Origin of the sequence: Rhizobium sp. Rhizsp82, assembly GCF_047325115.1 — a bacterium.
GTDB lineage: Bacteria > Pseudomonadota > Alphaproteobacteria > Rhizobiales > Rhizobiaceae > Rhizobium.
Genome location: NZ_CP168570.1, coordinates 3,748,776 through 3,763,141 on the forward strand (window position 1 = coordinate 3,748,776; position 14,366 = coordinate 3,763,141).

12 protein-coding genes are annotated in these 14,366 nt (G+C 62.9%); 6 read left to right on the forward strand and 6 right to left on the reverse strand.

The window, feature by feature from the left end:
* Positions 1 to 46: 46 nt before the first annotated feature.
* Positions 47 to 1,342: an adenylosuccinate synthase gene (locus tag ACEN84_RS23650; protein WP_413710100.1), complete on the reverse strand. Its 1,296-nt coding sequence runs from the start codon at positions 1,340 to 1,342 to the stop codon at positions 47 to 49.
* A 196-nt stretch (positions 1,343 to 1,538) separates the two neighbouring features.
* On the opposite strand from ACEN84_RS23650, the gene ACEN84_RS23655 reads away from it, so the two are divergent.
* On the forward strand, positions 1,539 to 2,456 hold the full coding sequence (locus ACEN84_RS23655) for a DMT family transporter (RefSeq protein WP_413710101.1): 918 nt from the start codon (positions 1,539 to 1,541) through the stop codon (positions 2,454 to 2,456).
* Here the strand turns inward: ACEN84_RS23655 and ACEN84_RS23660 are convergent.
* Entirely contained in the window at positions 2,453 to 3,298 is an 846-nt protein-coding gene (locus tag ACEN84_RS23660; protein ID WP_413710102.1) for a GNAT family N-acetyltransferase, read from the reverse strand. The genes ACEN84_RS23655 and ACEN84_RS23660 overlap by 4 nt on opposite strands.
* A gap of 403 nt (positions 3,299 to 3,701) precedes the next feature.
* Between ACEN84_RS23660 and ACEN84_RS23665 the strand changes: the two genes are divergently transcribed.
* Positions 3,702 to 4,562: a DUF6030 family protein gene (locus tag ACEN84_RS23665; protein WP_413710103.1), complete on the forward strand. Its 861-nt coding sequence runs from the start codon at positions 3,702 to 3,704 to the stop codon at positions 4,560 to 4,562.
* Positions 4,563 to 4,565: 3 nt separating this feature from the next.
* On the opposite strand, the gene ACEN84_RS23670 is transcribed toward ACEN84_RS23665, so the two are convergent.
* The 3 genes from ACEN84_RS23670 to ung all read right to left on the reverse strand — a co-directional run bounded on the left by ACEN84_RS23670 (position 4,566) and on the right by ung (position 6,960).
* On the reverse strand, positions 4,566 to 5,174 hold the full coding sequence (locus ACEN84_RS23670; RefSeq protein WP_413710104.1) for an alpha/beta hydrolase: 609 nt from the start codon (positions 5,172 to 5,174) through the stop codon (positions 4,566 to 4,568).
* A 13-nt stretch (positions 5,175 to 5,187) separates the two neighbouring features.
* Positions 5,188 to 6,120, reverse strand: a complete 933-nt coding sequence (locus ACEN84_RS23675; RefSeq protein WP_413710105.1) for a VOC family protein — start codon at positions 6,118 to 6,120, stop codon at positions 5,188 to 5,190.
* A gap of 138 nt (positions 6,121 to 6,258) precedes the next feature.
* A complete protein-coding gene (gene ung / locus ACEN84_RS23680; protein ID WP_413710106.1) occupies positions 6,259 to 6,960 on the reverse strand; it encodes a uracil-DNA glycosylase in 702 nt (233 codons plus the stop codon).
* Between the two features lie 152 nt (positions 6,961 to 7,112).
* Here ung and ACEN84_RS23685 point away from each other — a divergent pair, with 152 nt between their 5' ends.
* The 4 genes from ACEN84_RS23685 to ACEN84_RS23700 all read left to right on the forward strand — a co-directional run bounded on the left by ACEN84_RS23685 (position 7,113) and on the right by ACEN84_RS23700 (position 12,433).
* Positions 7,113 to 8,534 (forward strand): phosphomannomutase, encoded by a 1,422-nt coding sequence (locus ACEN84_RS23685; RefSeq protein WP_413710107.1) that lies wholly within the window; start codon positions 7,113 to 7,115, stop codon positions 8,532 to 8,534.
* Positions 8,535 to 8,565: 31 nt separating this feature from the next.
* Complete coding sequence (locus ACEN84_RS23690) at positions 8,566 to 9,993, forward strand: mannose-1-phosphate guanylyltransferase/mannose-6-phosphate isomerase (RefSeq protein WP_413710108.1); 1,428 nt, start codon at positions 8,566 to 8,568, stop codon at positions 9,991 to 9,993.
* Between the two features lie 98 nt (positions 9,994 to 10,091).
* Entirely contained in the window at positions 10,092 to 11,408 is a 1,317-nt protein-coding gene (locus tag ACEN84_RS23695) for a UDP-glucose dehydrogenase family protein (RefSeq protein WP_413710109.1), read from the forward strand.
* Positions 11,409 to 11,410: 2 nt separating this feature from the next.
* Positions 11,411 to 12,433: an NAD-dependent epimerase gene (locus tag ACEN84_RS23700; RefSeq protein WP_112720510.1), complete on the forward strand. Its 1,023-nt coding sequence runs from the start codon at positions 11,411 to 11,413 to the stop codon at positions 12,431 to 12,433.
* Here the strand turns inward: ACEN84_RS23700 and ACEN84_RS23705 are convergent.
* Positions 12,430 to 14,217 carry a putative bifunctional diguanylate cyclase/phosphodiesterase gene (locus ACEN84_RS23705; RefSeq protein ID WP_413710110.1) on the reverse strand — a complete coding sequence of 596 codons (1,788 nt, stop codon included), beginning with the start codon at positions 14,215 to 14,217 and terminating at the stop codon, positions 12,430 to 12,432. The two genes, ACEN84_RS23700 and ACEN84_RS23705, sit on opposite strands and share 4 nt — an antisense overlap.
* Positions 14,218 to 14,366: the final 149 nt, after the last annotated feature.

Consider the following 14,366-nt stretch of genomic DNA (forward strand, 5'->3'; position numbering starts at 1 on the left):
AAAGGCCCGGCTTAAAGCACGGGCCAAATCGGTATGACCCGCGACATTAATCCTCAAAGGGATCGGTCACAAGTATCGTGTCATCTCGCTCAGGGCTTGTGGACAACAGGGCCACCGGCGCGCCGATCAGTTCTTCGACCTGGCGCACATACTTGATCGCCTGCGCCGGAAGATCGGCCCAGCTGCGGGCGCCGACGGTGGATTCCTTCCAGCCTTCAAGCGTGATGTAGACCGGCTCGACGCGAGCCTGAGCAGCCTGGCTTGCCGGAAGATAATCGATCTCCTTCCCGTCAAGCTTGTAGGCGACGCAGATCTTCAGTTCGTCGAGACCGTCGAGAACGTCGAGCTTGGTGAGCGCGATGCCGGTGATGCCGGAGGTCTTCACCGTCTGGCGCACCAGAACCGAATCGAACCAGCCGCAGCGGCGCGGACGGCCGGTGTTGACGCCGACTTCGCGGCCGACGGTCGACAGGTGCTTGCCGATCTCGTCATGCAGCTCGCAGGGGAACGGGCCCTCGCCGACGCGCGTCGTGTAGGCCTTGGTGATGCCGAGGACGTAACCGATCGCCGTCGGGCCGAGGCCGGAACCGGCAGCCGCCTGACCGGCAACGGTGTTGGACGAGGTCACATAGGGATAGGTGCCGTGGTCATTGTCGAGCAGCGCGCCCTGCGCACCTTCGAACAGGATGCGGGCGCCGGCCTTGCGCTGGTCGTCGAGGAGGCGCCAGACCTGGTCGACATAGGGCAGGACCTGATCGGCAACGTCGTGCAGTTCCTTCTCCAGCGATTCCACCGAGATTTCCGGCAGGCCGAGGCCGCGGCGCAGCGCATTGTGATGCGTCAGCAGGCGGTCGATCTTGGCCGGCAGCGCTTCCTTGTCGGCAAGGTCGATGGCGCGGATGGCGCGGCGGCCGACCTTGTCTTCGTAGGCCGGGCCGATGCCGCGGCGGGTGGTGCCGATCTTCGTGCCGCTATTGGAAGCCGCATCTTCACGGAAACCGTCGAGGTCGCGGTGCAGCGACAGGATCAGCGGCGCGTTGTCGGCGATGCGCAGCACGTCAGGGTTCACGTTGACGCCCTGGGCGCGCAGCTTCTCGACTTCGGCGACGAAGTGATGCGGATCGACGACGACGCCGTTGCCGATGACGCTGAGCTTGCCGCGCACGAGACCCGACGGCAGCAGAGCCAGCTTGTAGCTGACGCCGTCGATGACGAGTGTATGACCCGCATTATGGCCGCCCTGATAGCGGACGATGACATCCGCACGTTCCGAAAGCCAATCGACAATCTTGCCCTTGCCTTCGTCACCCCACTGGGAACCGACCACGACTACGTTCGTCATCCAACTCTTCCTGTTACCGGCGGATTATCCGCGCCCTGCTCAAACCCGCGCATCTATAAAGGTTTGTTTTTTGGAAAGCGACCCTGTTATCGCGGTGAAATGGGCTTTTTGCGTGACAAAACAGCCCGCAGCGGGCTATTGCCGTTCCGGTCCACGCCTTCCTCCCCAGCCTTTGCCGCATACGGAAAGAATCATCGTGCAGATCACGGCCTATATTTGCCTCGTCATCGCCACGCTGTGCTGGGGCGGCAATGCGGTGGCCGGCAAGCTGGCGCTGGGGCATGTGAGCCCGATGATGCTGACGCTGCTGCGCTGGACGCTGGCAACGCTGCTGATCGCCGCGGTCTCCCTGCCCTATCTGAAGCGCGACTGGCCGCTCGTGCGCAAGAACCTGCCGCTGCTCTTCTTCTACGGGATCATCGGCTACACGACCTTCAACGCCATGCTCTATTCCGCCGTCCAATACACGACGGCGATCAACGTCGCGATCGAGCAGGCCGGCATTCCGATGCTGATCTTCCTGCTGAACTTCGTCTTCTTCCGCACCAGCGTCTCGGCTGCACAATTCGCCGGATTCGGCATGACGCTCATCGGTGTGGCGCTGACGGCCGCCCATGGCGATTTTGCGACCCTGCTGCAGCTCAGCCTCAACCGCGGCGACGCACTGATGCTGATCGCCGTCGTCGCCTATTCCGTCTACACGATCTTCCTGCGCTGGAAGCCGCCGGTCGACTGGCGCACGCTGATGGCGATCCCGGCATTTGCCGCCGCGCTGACCTCGGTGCCGCTGCTGATCTGGGAAAGCTCGAAGGGCAACGTCCAGGTGCCCGATGCGAATGGCTGGGTCATCGCCTTCTACACGGCGATCTTCGCCTCGCTGCTGGCGCAGATCCTCTATATCAAGGGTGTGGAGACGATCGGCGCCAATCGCGCCGGGCTGTTCATCAATCTGGTGCCGGTCTTCGGCACCCTGCTCTCGGTGCTCCTGCTCGCCGAAGAGCTGCAGACCTTCCACGTGGTGGCGCTTGCCCTAACGCTCGGAGGCATCGCGATCGCCGAGAAGGGCCGGCCTAAGGACGCTGCACCGACAGTGCCCGCCTCGCCGGTCGACTAGCCGAGTTCCAGCGTCGTCACGCCGTAGACATTCCTAAGCGGGATCGACGGCGCCTTGCCGCGATACATGCGCATCGTCTCCAGCACGGGCACCAGGCCGATGCTTTCGGCCAGCGCCAGGCCGTCCTTGTTGTCTTCGGGCACGTCGATGAACACCTGCGCGCCATCGGCCTCGGTGATCAGCTGCGCCATCAGCGCTGCAGCCGTATCGGCATCGGCGGCAAACAGCGGGCCGATCTTGTAGCCCTCGTAGCAACGGCGGATCGTGCCGTAGCCGCGGATCTTGCCGCTCTTGCGCACCACGGCGCTCCTGCGGCCCTTGCGGCTGGTGCACCAGGCGCTGACGAATTCCGGCCGCGCCGCCGGGAAGATCGAGGCGTCGTAGCGCACGATGCCATCGGTCTTGTCGGTCACGGCCTGGGCGGTGAGCGGCGAGGATGGAACGGAGGTGGCGACGCCGCCGAAGCGGATCGTCTTGTAGGCCGGCTCGAAGCCTGCCTTGCGGTAACTCGGCTGCTGCGCCTCGACGCCGTCGAGACCGATCGCCCGGCCCTCGGCAGATGCCATGCCGGCATTCCAGATCGCCTTGCCATAACCTTTGCCGCGGAAATCGGGATGGACGATGTAGAGGCCGAGAAAGGCGAACTCATCGCCATACTTGACGACGGAGATCGAACCGACGGGGACTTCCCCGACAGCGCCGACGAAAAAGCCGGAAGGATCTGCATCATGAAACGCGAGGGAATCGTCGAGGCCCGGATTCCAGCCTTCCTGACGGGCCCATTCAAGCACAAGCTCCAACTCGCCCGGCCGCATGGGGCGAACCGCAAACTCCGAATTCATGCAACTTCCCTAACCAACTCTGCTGCAAACCCGCAAAGCGCAACATGAAGAAAAGCTAAAGTCTAGCTTTCCCAGCATCCCCGCCCCGTACGAAGAAACATGTTCATGACTGAAGCGATCAAGCATCGATCGCCATAAGGCACGGCGCGAAGAACTTCGTGCCGCAATTATCATGAAACAACGCTGTAACAATCTCAAGAAAATTACTTAACAAATCGGAAGCGGCGGGCCTGTGAAATAAGCGCGTTTTCGTGATCGCAGAATGCTTTATCGCTTTTTTGAATAGGCCCTGCGCGGCCTCAGTAGAATTTTCGTTATTTCCTTTGGCTTTTCGTTTTATCTTTACCGTTACGAAACGCGCTCTGCACGCCTAAGATGCGCCGCATCAGGTTTGGAAACGACGTTGGCAACCGACACGACAGGCCAGGGAATGAAGACCCCGCCGGCACGCCGCAGACGCGGCCTGGTGCTGTGGCTGATGCTTGCCCTCTCGCTCTCTCTGATCGGCGGCACCGTTCTGCTCTCGAACGACATGCGCCACCTGCGCGGCCTCGCGGAACGGCTGGGCTACAGTTTCGAGAAGCCCAAACCGGTGGCGGCGCTGCCCCGCACCTCCCCGCCGCCGCCAAGACCGCGCCCGCCGGTAAAGCCGGTGCTCGCAAGCATCGAGCACGATCCGCGGCTGATGGAAGCGCCGGTCGACGAGCTCGCGGCCGCATTCTTCCGGACATGGTGGACGACGGGACCGGCGATCTGCGATGCCTTGCGCAAGGCAGGCATCGAGACGACGCCCTGGCGCGCTGCCGCCATGAGCGGCGACACCTTCGAATGCACCTTCCAACAGATCTACAAGCAGGATGCGGAAAAGCCGCTGAGCTCCGTTTTCGTGATCATCCGTGGCGACCGCAGCGGCGCGATCGCCAATATGCGGGCAAAGCTGGTTGGTCCGGAAACGGATACGGCAGGCAAGCTCGATCCGGCAGCGATGCGGATTTTCGAAACGCTGCTTGCCCAGCCGCACTGGCAGGATTTCTCCGCCATGCTGGCGGCGATCCGGGAGTTGAAGGATGCGAAGGAGGAAAGCTTCGGCGCCAGCATCAGCTTCGCCCGCGAAACGACGAGCGACAACAGCTTCAACTTCATCATCGCCATGAAGGCCTCACCCGGCCCGCAGGTCCGCACGCGGGCCTATTTCTCGGCCGCCCGCTGGCTCGAAATGCCGGAGCAGCCGCCTTCGGAAAAGCGGCCGCCCTATTTTCGCTAGAGCCTAAAAATACGGCTCGAAGAACGTCCTGATGGCGTCGATCTCGTTCGGCCGGATGTCGTGGCCGCCCGCATGCCATTCCGTCGTCACCTTGGCCTTTTCGGTTTCGAAATAGGCCGCAAGCGCCTCGGTCAGCGGCACCGGACAGATCGGGTCGCGCTGGCCGGCGGTGATCAGCACCCGGCGCCCGGCAAGCTCCGGATTGGGCTTCGGCTGGAACGGGATCAGCGGATGCATCAGCACCGAGGCATCGAACAGCCCCTTCTCGATCAGCACATTGGCAAGAATGTTGGCGCCATTCGAGAAGCCGAGGCCAAGGATTTGCGACGCGCCGTGGTCGACGGTCAGATCCTTGACATAAGCGGCCATCTTCTCCGTCGCCCGGGCAAGGTCGTCCATATCGTAGACGCCCTCGCCGGTGCGCTTGAAGAAGCGAGCGGCACCGTGTTCGGAAATATCGCCGCGCGGCGAGACGATCGTCGCCTCGGGCAGCAGGCGCCGCCCGAATTCGAAGAACTGGTTCTCGTCGCCCCCCGTGCCGTGCAGCACGAAGAGAATAGGCTTTCCGGGTGCACCGGCATGCAGCCGGTGCACATAAGAAGTATCAGCCATTGCTGTTCTCCCGTTAGGCTTCGAGCGGCGGCAGATGCTGCTCGATCAGGTCACGCAGATGCGCGTGCTGCTGCGGCAGCTTCAGCGCCTCGCCGAGATGAGCGGTATCCTCGTCACGGTCGAAGCCGGGTTCGTTGGTGGCGATCTCGAACAGCACGCCGCCCGGCGTACGGAAATAGATCGCCCAGAAGTAATCGCGGTCGATAACCGGCGTCACCTGGTATCCGGTATCCATCAGCGCCTTGCGCACTTCGAGCTGCTTTTCGCGGTTCTCGACGGCGAAGGCGACATGGTGGACCGAGCCGGCACCCGGAAGCGCGCGGGAAATGCTCGGCATCGTCTCGAGGTCGATCAGATGCGCACCGTTGCCGCCGGGCATGATCAGCCGCTTGACGCCGTCCTTCTCGTCCTGGACGTCATAGCCCATGAACTTCAGGAGCTCGGACGTGGCGCCATCGTCACGCAAGCGCATGGCGACCGAGTGGAAGCCGCGGATCGCGTGGTCCTCGGAAATGCCGCCATGCGTCCAGGGCTGGCGGGCATCGTCCTTGACCTCGACAAGCGCAAAGCCGTCGCCATCAGGACCGGCGAAGTTCAGCCGCTTCTCACCGAAGCTCTCTTCGGTCTTCAGGCCATCGGCATTGAGCTTCGTCAGGCGATCGCTCCAGAAGCCGATCGAGCCTTCCGGGATGGAGAATACGGTGGTGCCGACTTCACCGGTGCCCGGACGGCCCTTCGGCATCTTCGGGAACGGGAAGTAGGTCATGATCGTGCCCGGCGACCCGGTCTCGTCGCCATAGTAGAGGTGATAGACATCGGGCGCGTCGAAGTTGACGGTCTTCTTGACACGGCGCAGGCCGAGCGCATCGGTGAAGAAGGTGTTGTTGGTGCGGGCATCCTCAGCCATCGAGGTGACGTGGTGCAGGCCCTTGATCTGGTTCAACATGGAAAACCCCTTTCTTGCCCGCATCGGCGGGCTTTCGATGGGTGATAGATGATCCTTCATCCGCCGCAGGAATAGCCCCGCAGATCGACACGCATTGTCTCCAATTATTGAACGACAAAAGACACGCGTTCAGAAAATCTAGCCATCCTGCGGGTTTGGCGGCAGTGCCCAATCGATCGGCGTCCGCCCGTGGGACTGCAGATAGGCATTGGTCTTCGAGAACGGCTTGCTGCCGAAAAAGCCGTTATGCGCCGAAAGCGGCGACGGATGCGGCGCCTTCAGCACCAGATGCCGGGACGTGTCGACGAAGGCTGCCTTGCGCTGCGCATAGGAGCCCCAGAGGATGAAGACGACATTCTGGCATTCCTCGTTGACCCTGCGGATCACCGCATCGGTGAACTGTTCCCAGCCCTTGCCCTGATGCGAGGCGGCCTGCGATTCCTCGACGGTCAGCACGCTGTTCAGGAGCAGCACGCCCTGTTTCGCCCAATGTTCGAGGAAGCCATGGCGGGCGCGCTCGATGCCGAGATCGCTTTCCATTTCCTTGTAGATATTGACGAGCGATGGCGGGATGCGCACCCCGGGGCGCACGCTGAAGCAGAGCCCGTGGGCCTGGCCGAGACCGTGATAGGGATCCTGCCCGAGGATCACCACCTTCACATCCGCAAGCGGCGTCAGGTCGAGCGCCCGGAAATATTCCGAGCCCTTCGGAAAGATGTGCTTCCCCGCCTGCTTCTGCGCCTGCAGGAAGGCTTTCAGCTGCTGCATGTAGGGGCTGGAGAACTCGGAAGCGAGCGCCGCCTTCCAGCTGTCTTCAAGGGCAATCGTCTGTTCGGTCATCTGCTGTCCCGTTCTCGCCGAACGAGCTCTATGTGGCTCGAAAAGGGAATTCGGATGTAATTTAGCGATCCCAACGGATCAAAATTTACGAAGTCCCGGTAGTGTGTTGATAATTGCCGACGGATTCAAGCGCTGGCTAGGGCTTATTCAGAATGAAATTTGGAACAAGTGGACTGCGCGGCCTCTCCGCCGATCTCAAGGGACGGGCCTCGGCGCTCTATGCGGCGGCCTTCGGTCATTACCTGCTGGAAAGCGGACGCGCCAAGACTGGCGACCTGATCCTGCTCGGCCGGGATTTTCGCGATTCCAGCCCCGAGATTGCGCAAAACTGCGCGGCTGCGCTGACCGCCCTCGGCTTCCGCGTCGCCGATTGCGGCACCGTTCCGACACCCGCACTGGCGCTCTACGGCCTTCAGCAAAAGGCCGCGAGCCTGATGATCACCGGCTCGCATATCCCCGCCGACCGCAACGGCATCAAGTTCTATCGGGCCGACGGCGAAATCGACAAGGCCGACGAAGTGGCGATCTCCGCGAGAGCCGCAAAGCTCGACGCCTCCTATGTGATGCCGCAGGCAACCGCGAGCGCGCTCGACCGCGCCGCCGTCTGCGCCGAAGGCTTCTTTGCCCGCAACGCCGCGATCCTGCCCGCCAAGGCGCTCGCGGGTCTCAGGATCGGCGTCTACCAGCATAGCACTGTCGCCCGCGACATGCTGATCGAGCTGCTCGCCCATTACGGCGCTGATGCCATCCCGCTCGGCCGCTCCGAGACCTTCATTCCCGTCGATACCGAAGCCGTGTCGGCCGAAACCATCGATCTCCTCAAGGGCTGGGCCGCAGCCCACAAGCTCGACGCCATCGTCTCGGCCGACGGCGACGCCGACCGGCCGCTGGTGGCCGACGAAACAGGCACACCGCTGCGCGGCGACCTCCTTGGCCTGATCTCGGCGAAAGTCCTCAATGCCACCGTGGTCGTCACCCCCGTCACCTCGAACTCCGGCATTGAAACCGCCGGAAGCTTCACGGTCACCCGCACCAGGGTCGGCTCGCCCTTCGTCATCTCCGGCATGCAGGAAGCCGTTGCCGCCGGCAAGGACCGCGTCATCGGCTTCGAGGCCAATGGCGGAACGCTGACCGCATCCGAATTCCAGCTGAATGGCGCGGCCCTCGCCCCGCTGCCGACCCGCGACTGCTTCCTGCCGATGCTGGCGGTGCTGTCGCTGACAGCCTCCGAGCGCAAGCCGCTTTCGGCGGTCGCCGCCTCCTTCGCATTGCCCGTTGCCGCTGCCGACCGTTTGGAGAATTTTCCGGTCGAGACCAGTGCAAAACTGATGGCCTACCTGCGCCAATCGCCTGACAACCTCGCCGAATTCCTGAAGCCGATCGGCGAACCGGACAGGACCAGCGATATCGATGGCCTGCGCGTAACGCTTAAGGATGAACGCATCATCCACTTTCGGCCCTCCGGTAACGCACCGGAAATGCGCTGTTATGTAGAAGCAAAAGACGAAGTGGCGGCAGCCTCGCTTCTGGATGCCGGCCTGAACCGCATCCGGCAGTGGGCCAACGCGAATTGAACCAAGACCTACGACCGCAAGGAAACACCTTATGACGCAGAAGATCGTTCCCGTGATCATGGCCGGCGGCAAGGGCACGCGCCTGTGGCCGCTGTCGCGCGCATCGGCGCCGAAGCAGTTCATCCAGTTCATCGGCGACCGCACGCTGTTCCAGGAAACGCTCGCCCGCGTCTCCGACCCCGCGATGTACGAGGCGCCGGTGGTCCTCACCAACGAGGAATTCCGCTTCCTGGTGGCCGAACAGGCCCGCGAGCTCGGCCATGAGCTGAAGGCGATCCTGCTGGAGCCGTCCGCCCGCAACACGGCACCCGCCGTTGCCGCCGCCGCCGTGCTGATTGCCGATCTCTTCGGCAAGGACACGCTGATGCATGTGCTGGGTTCCGATTACGAGATCGTCGCCGACAAGAGCTATTTCGACAGCGTGCGTGCCGCCGAGGCGACGGCCGCCAAGGGCAAGCTCGTCACCTTCGGCATCGAGCCGACCGAAGCTGCGACCGGCTACGGCTATATCGAAGGCGGCGAGAAGCTTGCGACCGGCGCGCTCAGCGTCAAGCGCTTCATCGAAAAGCCGCCGCTTGCCAAGGCCGAGGAGATGCTTGCCGCCGGCGGCTTCTACTGGAACTCCGGCATGTTCATGTTCCAGGTTTCAGCCCTGCTGTCCGAGATGCGCGACTATGCGCCGGAAGCGCTGCGCGCCGCCGACGACGCGGTTGCCAAATCCGCCCGCGACCTCGACTTCATCCGTCTCGACGCCAAGGCCTTCGCCAAGGCGCCGAACATCTCGATCGACTATGCGATCATGGAAAAGACCGCCAATGCCGCCGTCGTCCCCTCGCCCTTCAAGTGGTCGGATCTCGGCAGCTGGGACAGTGTCTGGAAATCCGGCAAGCGCGACGAGCACGGCAATGTCGCGACGCAGAACACCACGCTGATGAACAGCCATAACTCGCTGGTCATGAGCCATGGCGTCCACCTCGCCGTTCAGGGCATGGACGACATCGCCGTCATCGCCAGCGAAGACGCCGTCTATGTCGGCCGCCTGCAGGACAGCCAGAGTGTGGGCGATATCGTCAAGACGCTGGCCGCCCTGCCGAAGACCGCGAAGCTGACCGAAACGCACCCGACCTCCTACCGCCCCTGGGGCGGCTATACCTCGATCCTCAACGGCGACCGCTTCCAGGTAAAGCGCATCTTCGTCACCCCGGGCAAGAAGCTCTCGCTGCAGAAGCACCATCACCGCTCCGAGCACTGGATCGTCGTCAAGGGCACCGCCGAGGTGACGATCGGCGAGAACGTCCAGATGCTGCGCGAAAACGAGTCGGTCTATATCCCGCTCGGCGAGGTCCACCGCCTTGCCAATCCGGGCAAGATCGTCCTCGAACTCATCGAGGTCCAGACCGGCTCCTATCTCGGCGAAGACGATATCATCCGCATCGTCGACGAGTTCGGACGCAACTGACGACAGCGCTTGTCTTGAACTTATGACCTTCACTCTGTAACACGGTCGCGTTCTGCCACTGGCGGGACGCGACCGTTTTCAGGATGAAAGTTACCCCCATGCGTATTGTTATGATCGGTTCTGGTTACGTCGGCCTCGTGTCCGGCGCCTGCCTTGCGGATTTCGGCCACCACATCACCTGCGTGGACAAGTCCGAAGCCAAGATCGATGCCCTGGAGCGCGGCGAAGTGCCGATCTTCGAGCCGGGCCTCGATGCGATCATTGAACATAACCGGGCGGCGGGCCGCCTCGACTTCTCCAAGGATCTGGCGGCCCCGGTTGCCGCCGCCGACGTCGTCTTCATCGCCGTCGGCACGCCGTCGCGCCGCGGCGATGGTCATGCGGACTTGAGCTACGTCTATGCCGCAGCCCGCGAGATCGCCGCTGCCGTCACCGGCTTCACCGTCGTCGTCACCAAATCCACCGTTCCCGTCGGCACCGGCGACGAGATCGAGCGCATCTTCCGCGAAGAATTCCCGGGCAAGGATATCGCCGTCGTCTCGAACCCCGAGTTCCTGCGCGAAGGTGCCGCGATCACCGACTTCAAGCGCCCCGACCGCATCGTCATCGGCACCGAGGACGCCCGCGCCACCGAAGTCATGCGCGAAGTCTACCGTCCGCTCTATCTCAACGAGGCACCGCTCTATTTCTGCGAGCGCCGCACCTCCGAGCTGATCAAGTACGCCGCCAACGCCTTCCTGGCGATGAAGATCACCTTCATCAACGAGATCGCCGACCTCTGCGAACAGATCGGCGCCGACGTGCAGAAGGTTGCCAAGGGCATCGGCATGGACAAGCGCATCGGCGACAAGTTCCTGCATGCCGGCCCCGGCTACGGTGGCTCCTGCTTCCCGAAGGATACGCTGGCGCTGGTCAAGACGGCACAGGACTTCGACAGCCCGATGCGCCTGATCGAAACGACCGTCGCCATCAACGACAACCGCAAGCGCGCCATGGGCCGCAAGGTCATCGCCGCCTGCGACGGCAGCGTGCGCGGCAAGAAGATCGCCGTCCTCGGCCTGACCTTCAAGCCGAACACCGACGACATGCGCGATGCCCCCTCGATCACCATCATCCAGGCGCTCCTTGATGGCGGCGCAGCCGTTCACGCTTACGACCCCGAGGGCATGGAAGCCTCCAAGGGCATGCTCGGCCCCGTCGTCTATGGCAAGGATCCCTATGAGATCGCCGAGGATGCCGACGCGATCGTCATCGTCACCGAATGGGACGAATTCCGCGCCCTCGACTTCAAGCGCCTGAAGACCACAGTCAAGACGCCCACCATCGTCGACCTGCGCAACATCTACCCGGCCGCCGAGGTCAGCAAACACGGCTTCAGCTACTTTGCCGTCGGCAAGAAGAGCGAGAAGAAATAGGCATGCATTATTTCATCACCGGCACCGCGGGCTTCATCGGCTTTCATCTGGCCCGGCGCCTGCTGCAGGATGGGCATCAGGTCACCGGTTTCGACGGCCTGACGCCCTATTACAACGTCAAGCTCAAGCATATGCGCCATGCCGCACTTGCCCAGTTCCCGTCCTTCACGCCGGCGATCGCCATGCTTGAGGACCGGGAAGCGCTGGAGGCGGCGATGGACGCCGCCAAGCCTGACGTGCTGGTGCATCTCGCTGCCCAGGCCGGCGTCCGCTACAGCCTCGAAAACCCGCGCTCCTATCTGAGCTCGAATGTCGACGGCTCCTGGAACATCCTGGAACTCGCAGGCAAGCATAAGGTCAAGCACCTGATGCTCGCCTCGACCTCCTCGATCTACGGCGCCAACCCCGACGTGCCGTTCCGCGAAACCGACCGCGCCGACGAGCCGCTGACCATCTATGCCGCGACGAAGAAGTCGATGGAGCTGATGGCGCACAGCTATTCGCACCTCTACAAGCTGCCGGTCACCGCCTTCCGCTTCTTCACCGTCTACGGCCCCTGGGGCCGCCCGGACATGGCGCTCTTCAAGTTCGTCAAGAACATGCTCGAAGACCAGCCGATCGAGATTTACGGCGAAGGCAAGATGAGCCGTGATTTCACCTATATCGACGATCTCGTGGAATCGATCGTGCGCCTTTCGGCGGTCATCCCGGCCGAAGACAACCGCGTCGGCGACACTGGGGTCGAGACCCTGTCACACCAGGCGCCGTTCCGCGTCGTCAATATCGGCGGCGGCCAGCCTGTCAGCCTGATGGACTTCGTCCAGACCGTCGAGCACGCTCTCGGCCAGTCCGCCAAGCGCACCATGCTGCCGATGCAGAAGGGCGACGTTCCGCGCACCTTCGCAGCCCCGGACCTGCTCGTGGCGCTGACCGGCTACAAGCCGGAGACAACGCTGGACAAGGGTGTGAAGGCTTTCGTCGAGTGGTATCTCGAAGCCCGCGCCGACATGGAAATCCCGGCCTAACGGCCGCTGGCGCCAGGCGTGGCATGATTGCGGGCGCGCGGCGAGATCAGCCGCGCGATATCCGCCGCCGGTGCCGGATAGCCGAGCGCATAGCCCTGCAGCGTATCGCAGCCGATCGCCGTCAGCACCTCGGCATGCCCTTCCGTCTCGACGCCTTCGGCGATGACTTCGACATTGAGCGCCTTGGCGATCTCGATGATCGAGCTGACGACACGGTGCTGCTCTTCGGATTCGACGATATTGTTGACCAGCTGCCGGTCGATCTTCAGCCGCTTCGGGCGCAGCCGCGCAAGGCCGATCAGCGAGGCATGGCCGGAGCCGAAGTCGTCGATCTCGATATCGATGCCCATCGTCTTGATCCGGTCGATGTTGGCGAGCAGCCGGTCGTCGGAATCGTCGAGGAAGATCGTTTCCACCAGTTCGAACGACAGCGCGCCCTGTGGGATGTTCAGCGCTTCGAGATTGGCAAGCAGCGCCGGATCGAAGAGCCGCGGACCGGAAATGTTGACGGCAACCCGCGGCACCGTCGCACCCTGGTTCTGCCAGTCGAGGCGATCTTCCAGCACCTTGCCGAGGATCGCAGCATCGATCTGCGCCGCCAGGCCCGCCTCGTCGGCAACCTTCAGGAAGACGGCGGGCGACAGCACGCCCTTCTCAGGATGCGCCCAGCGCGCCAGGGCTTCGAGGCCAGCGATCTCGCGCGTCTTGGCGTCGAGCTGGATCTGGTAATAGGGAATGATCTCGCCGCGCTCTAGCCCGAGCTTCAGCTCCTCGGCAAGCCGCCGCTTGCTCTGCAGGTCCTCCTGGAGCTGGCGGCTGAAGAACTCGATGCGGTTGCGGCCGAGCCGCTTTGCATGGAAGAGCGCCAGATCGGATTCCGTCAGCAGGTTGCGCGAGCTGCGACCGTTGTTCCAGGCAATACCGATCGAGGTGCCGGATTGCAGAAGCTCCTGGCCGAAGCGGATCTTCTTGCTGAGGCGGCGCTGCAGATCGGCAGCGATCCGCTCCAGCTCTTCCCTGCCCGCAAAATTCCAGAGGATGATGACGAACTCGTCGCCGCCGACGCGGGCGACCATGCCGTTTGCCGGAATACCCGCGTTGATGCGCAGCGCGGAGGTGCGTAGCACCGTGTCGCCGGCGGAATGGCCGTGGCTGTCGTTGATCTGCTTGAACTGGTCGAGATCGAGATGCAGGACGGCGAGCGACGACACCGACTTGTCGCCATGCAGTTCGGCAAGCCGCTTGTCGGCAAGACGGCGGTTCGGCAGGCCCGTCAGGTAATCGTGCTCGGCGGCATATTCGATCCGCGCATTGCTTTCCTCCAGCGCCCGGGCACGCGCCTCGGCGACCATGCGCTGGCGCTGCAGCTCGGCATTGAGCTCGACGTCGGCGGTGACATCCCATTCGGCACCGATGAAGGACGGCGCGCCCTCTTCGCTCAGGAAGAAATGCGCGCGCGAACGCAGGTGGCGGATTTCGCCATTCGGCCAAATGATGCGGAATTCAGAATTATAGGCGCCGCGGCGCGCGATCGCGTCGTCGAACTCGGCGAAGGCACGCTCCTTGTCGTCAGGGTGAATGGAGTCTTCCCAGATGGAGGTCGGCACCGCCCGGGTGTCCTGGCCCGTCTGGTAGATGCGATGCATCTGCGCGTCCCAGAGAATTTCGCTCTTGCGGACATCATGCTCCCACACGCCGATCTGTGACGCATCAAGCGCGAGCTCGAGGCGCCTCAACAGATCCTGAAATTCGCGTTCCGACCGGGTCGGTTTGTTATGGGGCAATGCAGTTCAACCTAACAGCGGCATTCGCCGTTCATACTACCTTCTCAAAGCCCGATTAACGAAGCCTTTTACGTATTATCGAACTAGTTACTAGGTGAACTGTTCCTTACGCCTGTCACAAAAGCGCTCATGGGTTGTGCCGCCGCGAT

Bases quoted from the DNA above. Each gene is read 5' to 3' on its own strand.
- ACEN84_RS23695 (WP_413710109.1), top strand. From the start codon at position 10,092: ATGCGTATTGTTATGATCGGTTCTGGTTACGTCGGCCTCGTGTCCGGC.
- ung (WP_413710106.1), bottom strand. From the start codon at position 6,960: ATGACCGAACAGACGATTGCCCTTGAAGACAGCTGGAAGGCGGCGCTC.
- ACEN84_RS23690 (WP_413710108.1), top strand. From the start codon at position 8,566: ATGACGCAGAAGATCGTTCCCGTGATCATGGCCGGCGGCAAGGGCACG.
- ACEN84_RS23660 (WP_413710102.1), bottom strand. From the start codon at position 3,298: ATGAATTCGGAGTTTGCGGTTCGCCCCATGCGGCCGGGCGAGTTGGAG.
- ACEN84_RS23685 (WP_413710107.1), top strand. From the start codon at position 7,113: ATGAAATTTGGAACAAGTGGACTGCGCGGCCTCTCCGCCGATCTCAAG.
- ACEN84_RS23670 (WP_413710104.1), bottom strand. From the start codon at position 5,174: ATGGCTGATACTTCTTATGTGCACCGGCTGCATGCCGGTGCACCCGGA.
- ACEN84_RS23675 (WP_413710105.1), bottom strand. From the start codon at position 6,120: ATGTTGAACCAGATCAAGGGCCTGCACCACGTCACCTCGATGGCTGAG.
- ACEN84_RS23700 (WP_112720510.1), top strand. From the start codon at position 11,411: ATGCATTATTTCATCACCGGCACCGCGGGCTTCATCGGCTTTCATCTG.
- ACEN84_RS23650 (WP_413710100.1), bottom strand. From the start codon at position 1,342: ATGACGAACGTAGTCGTGGTCGGTTCCCAGTGGGGTGACGAAGGCAAG.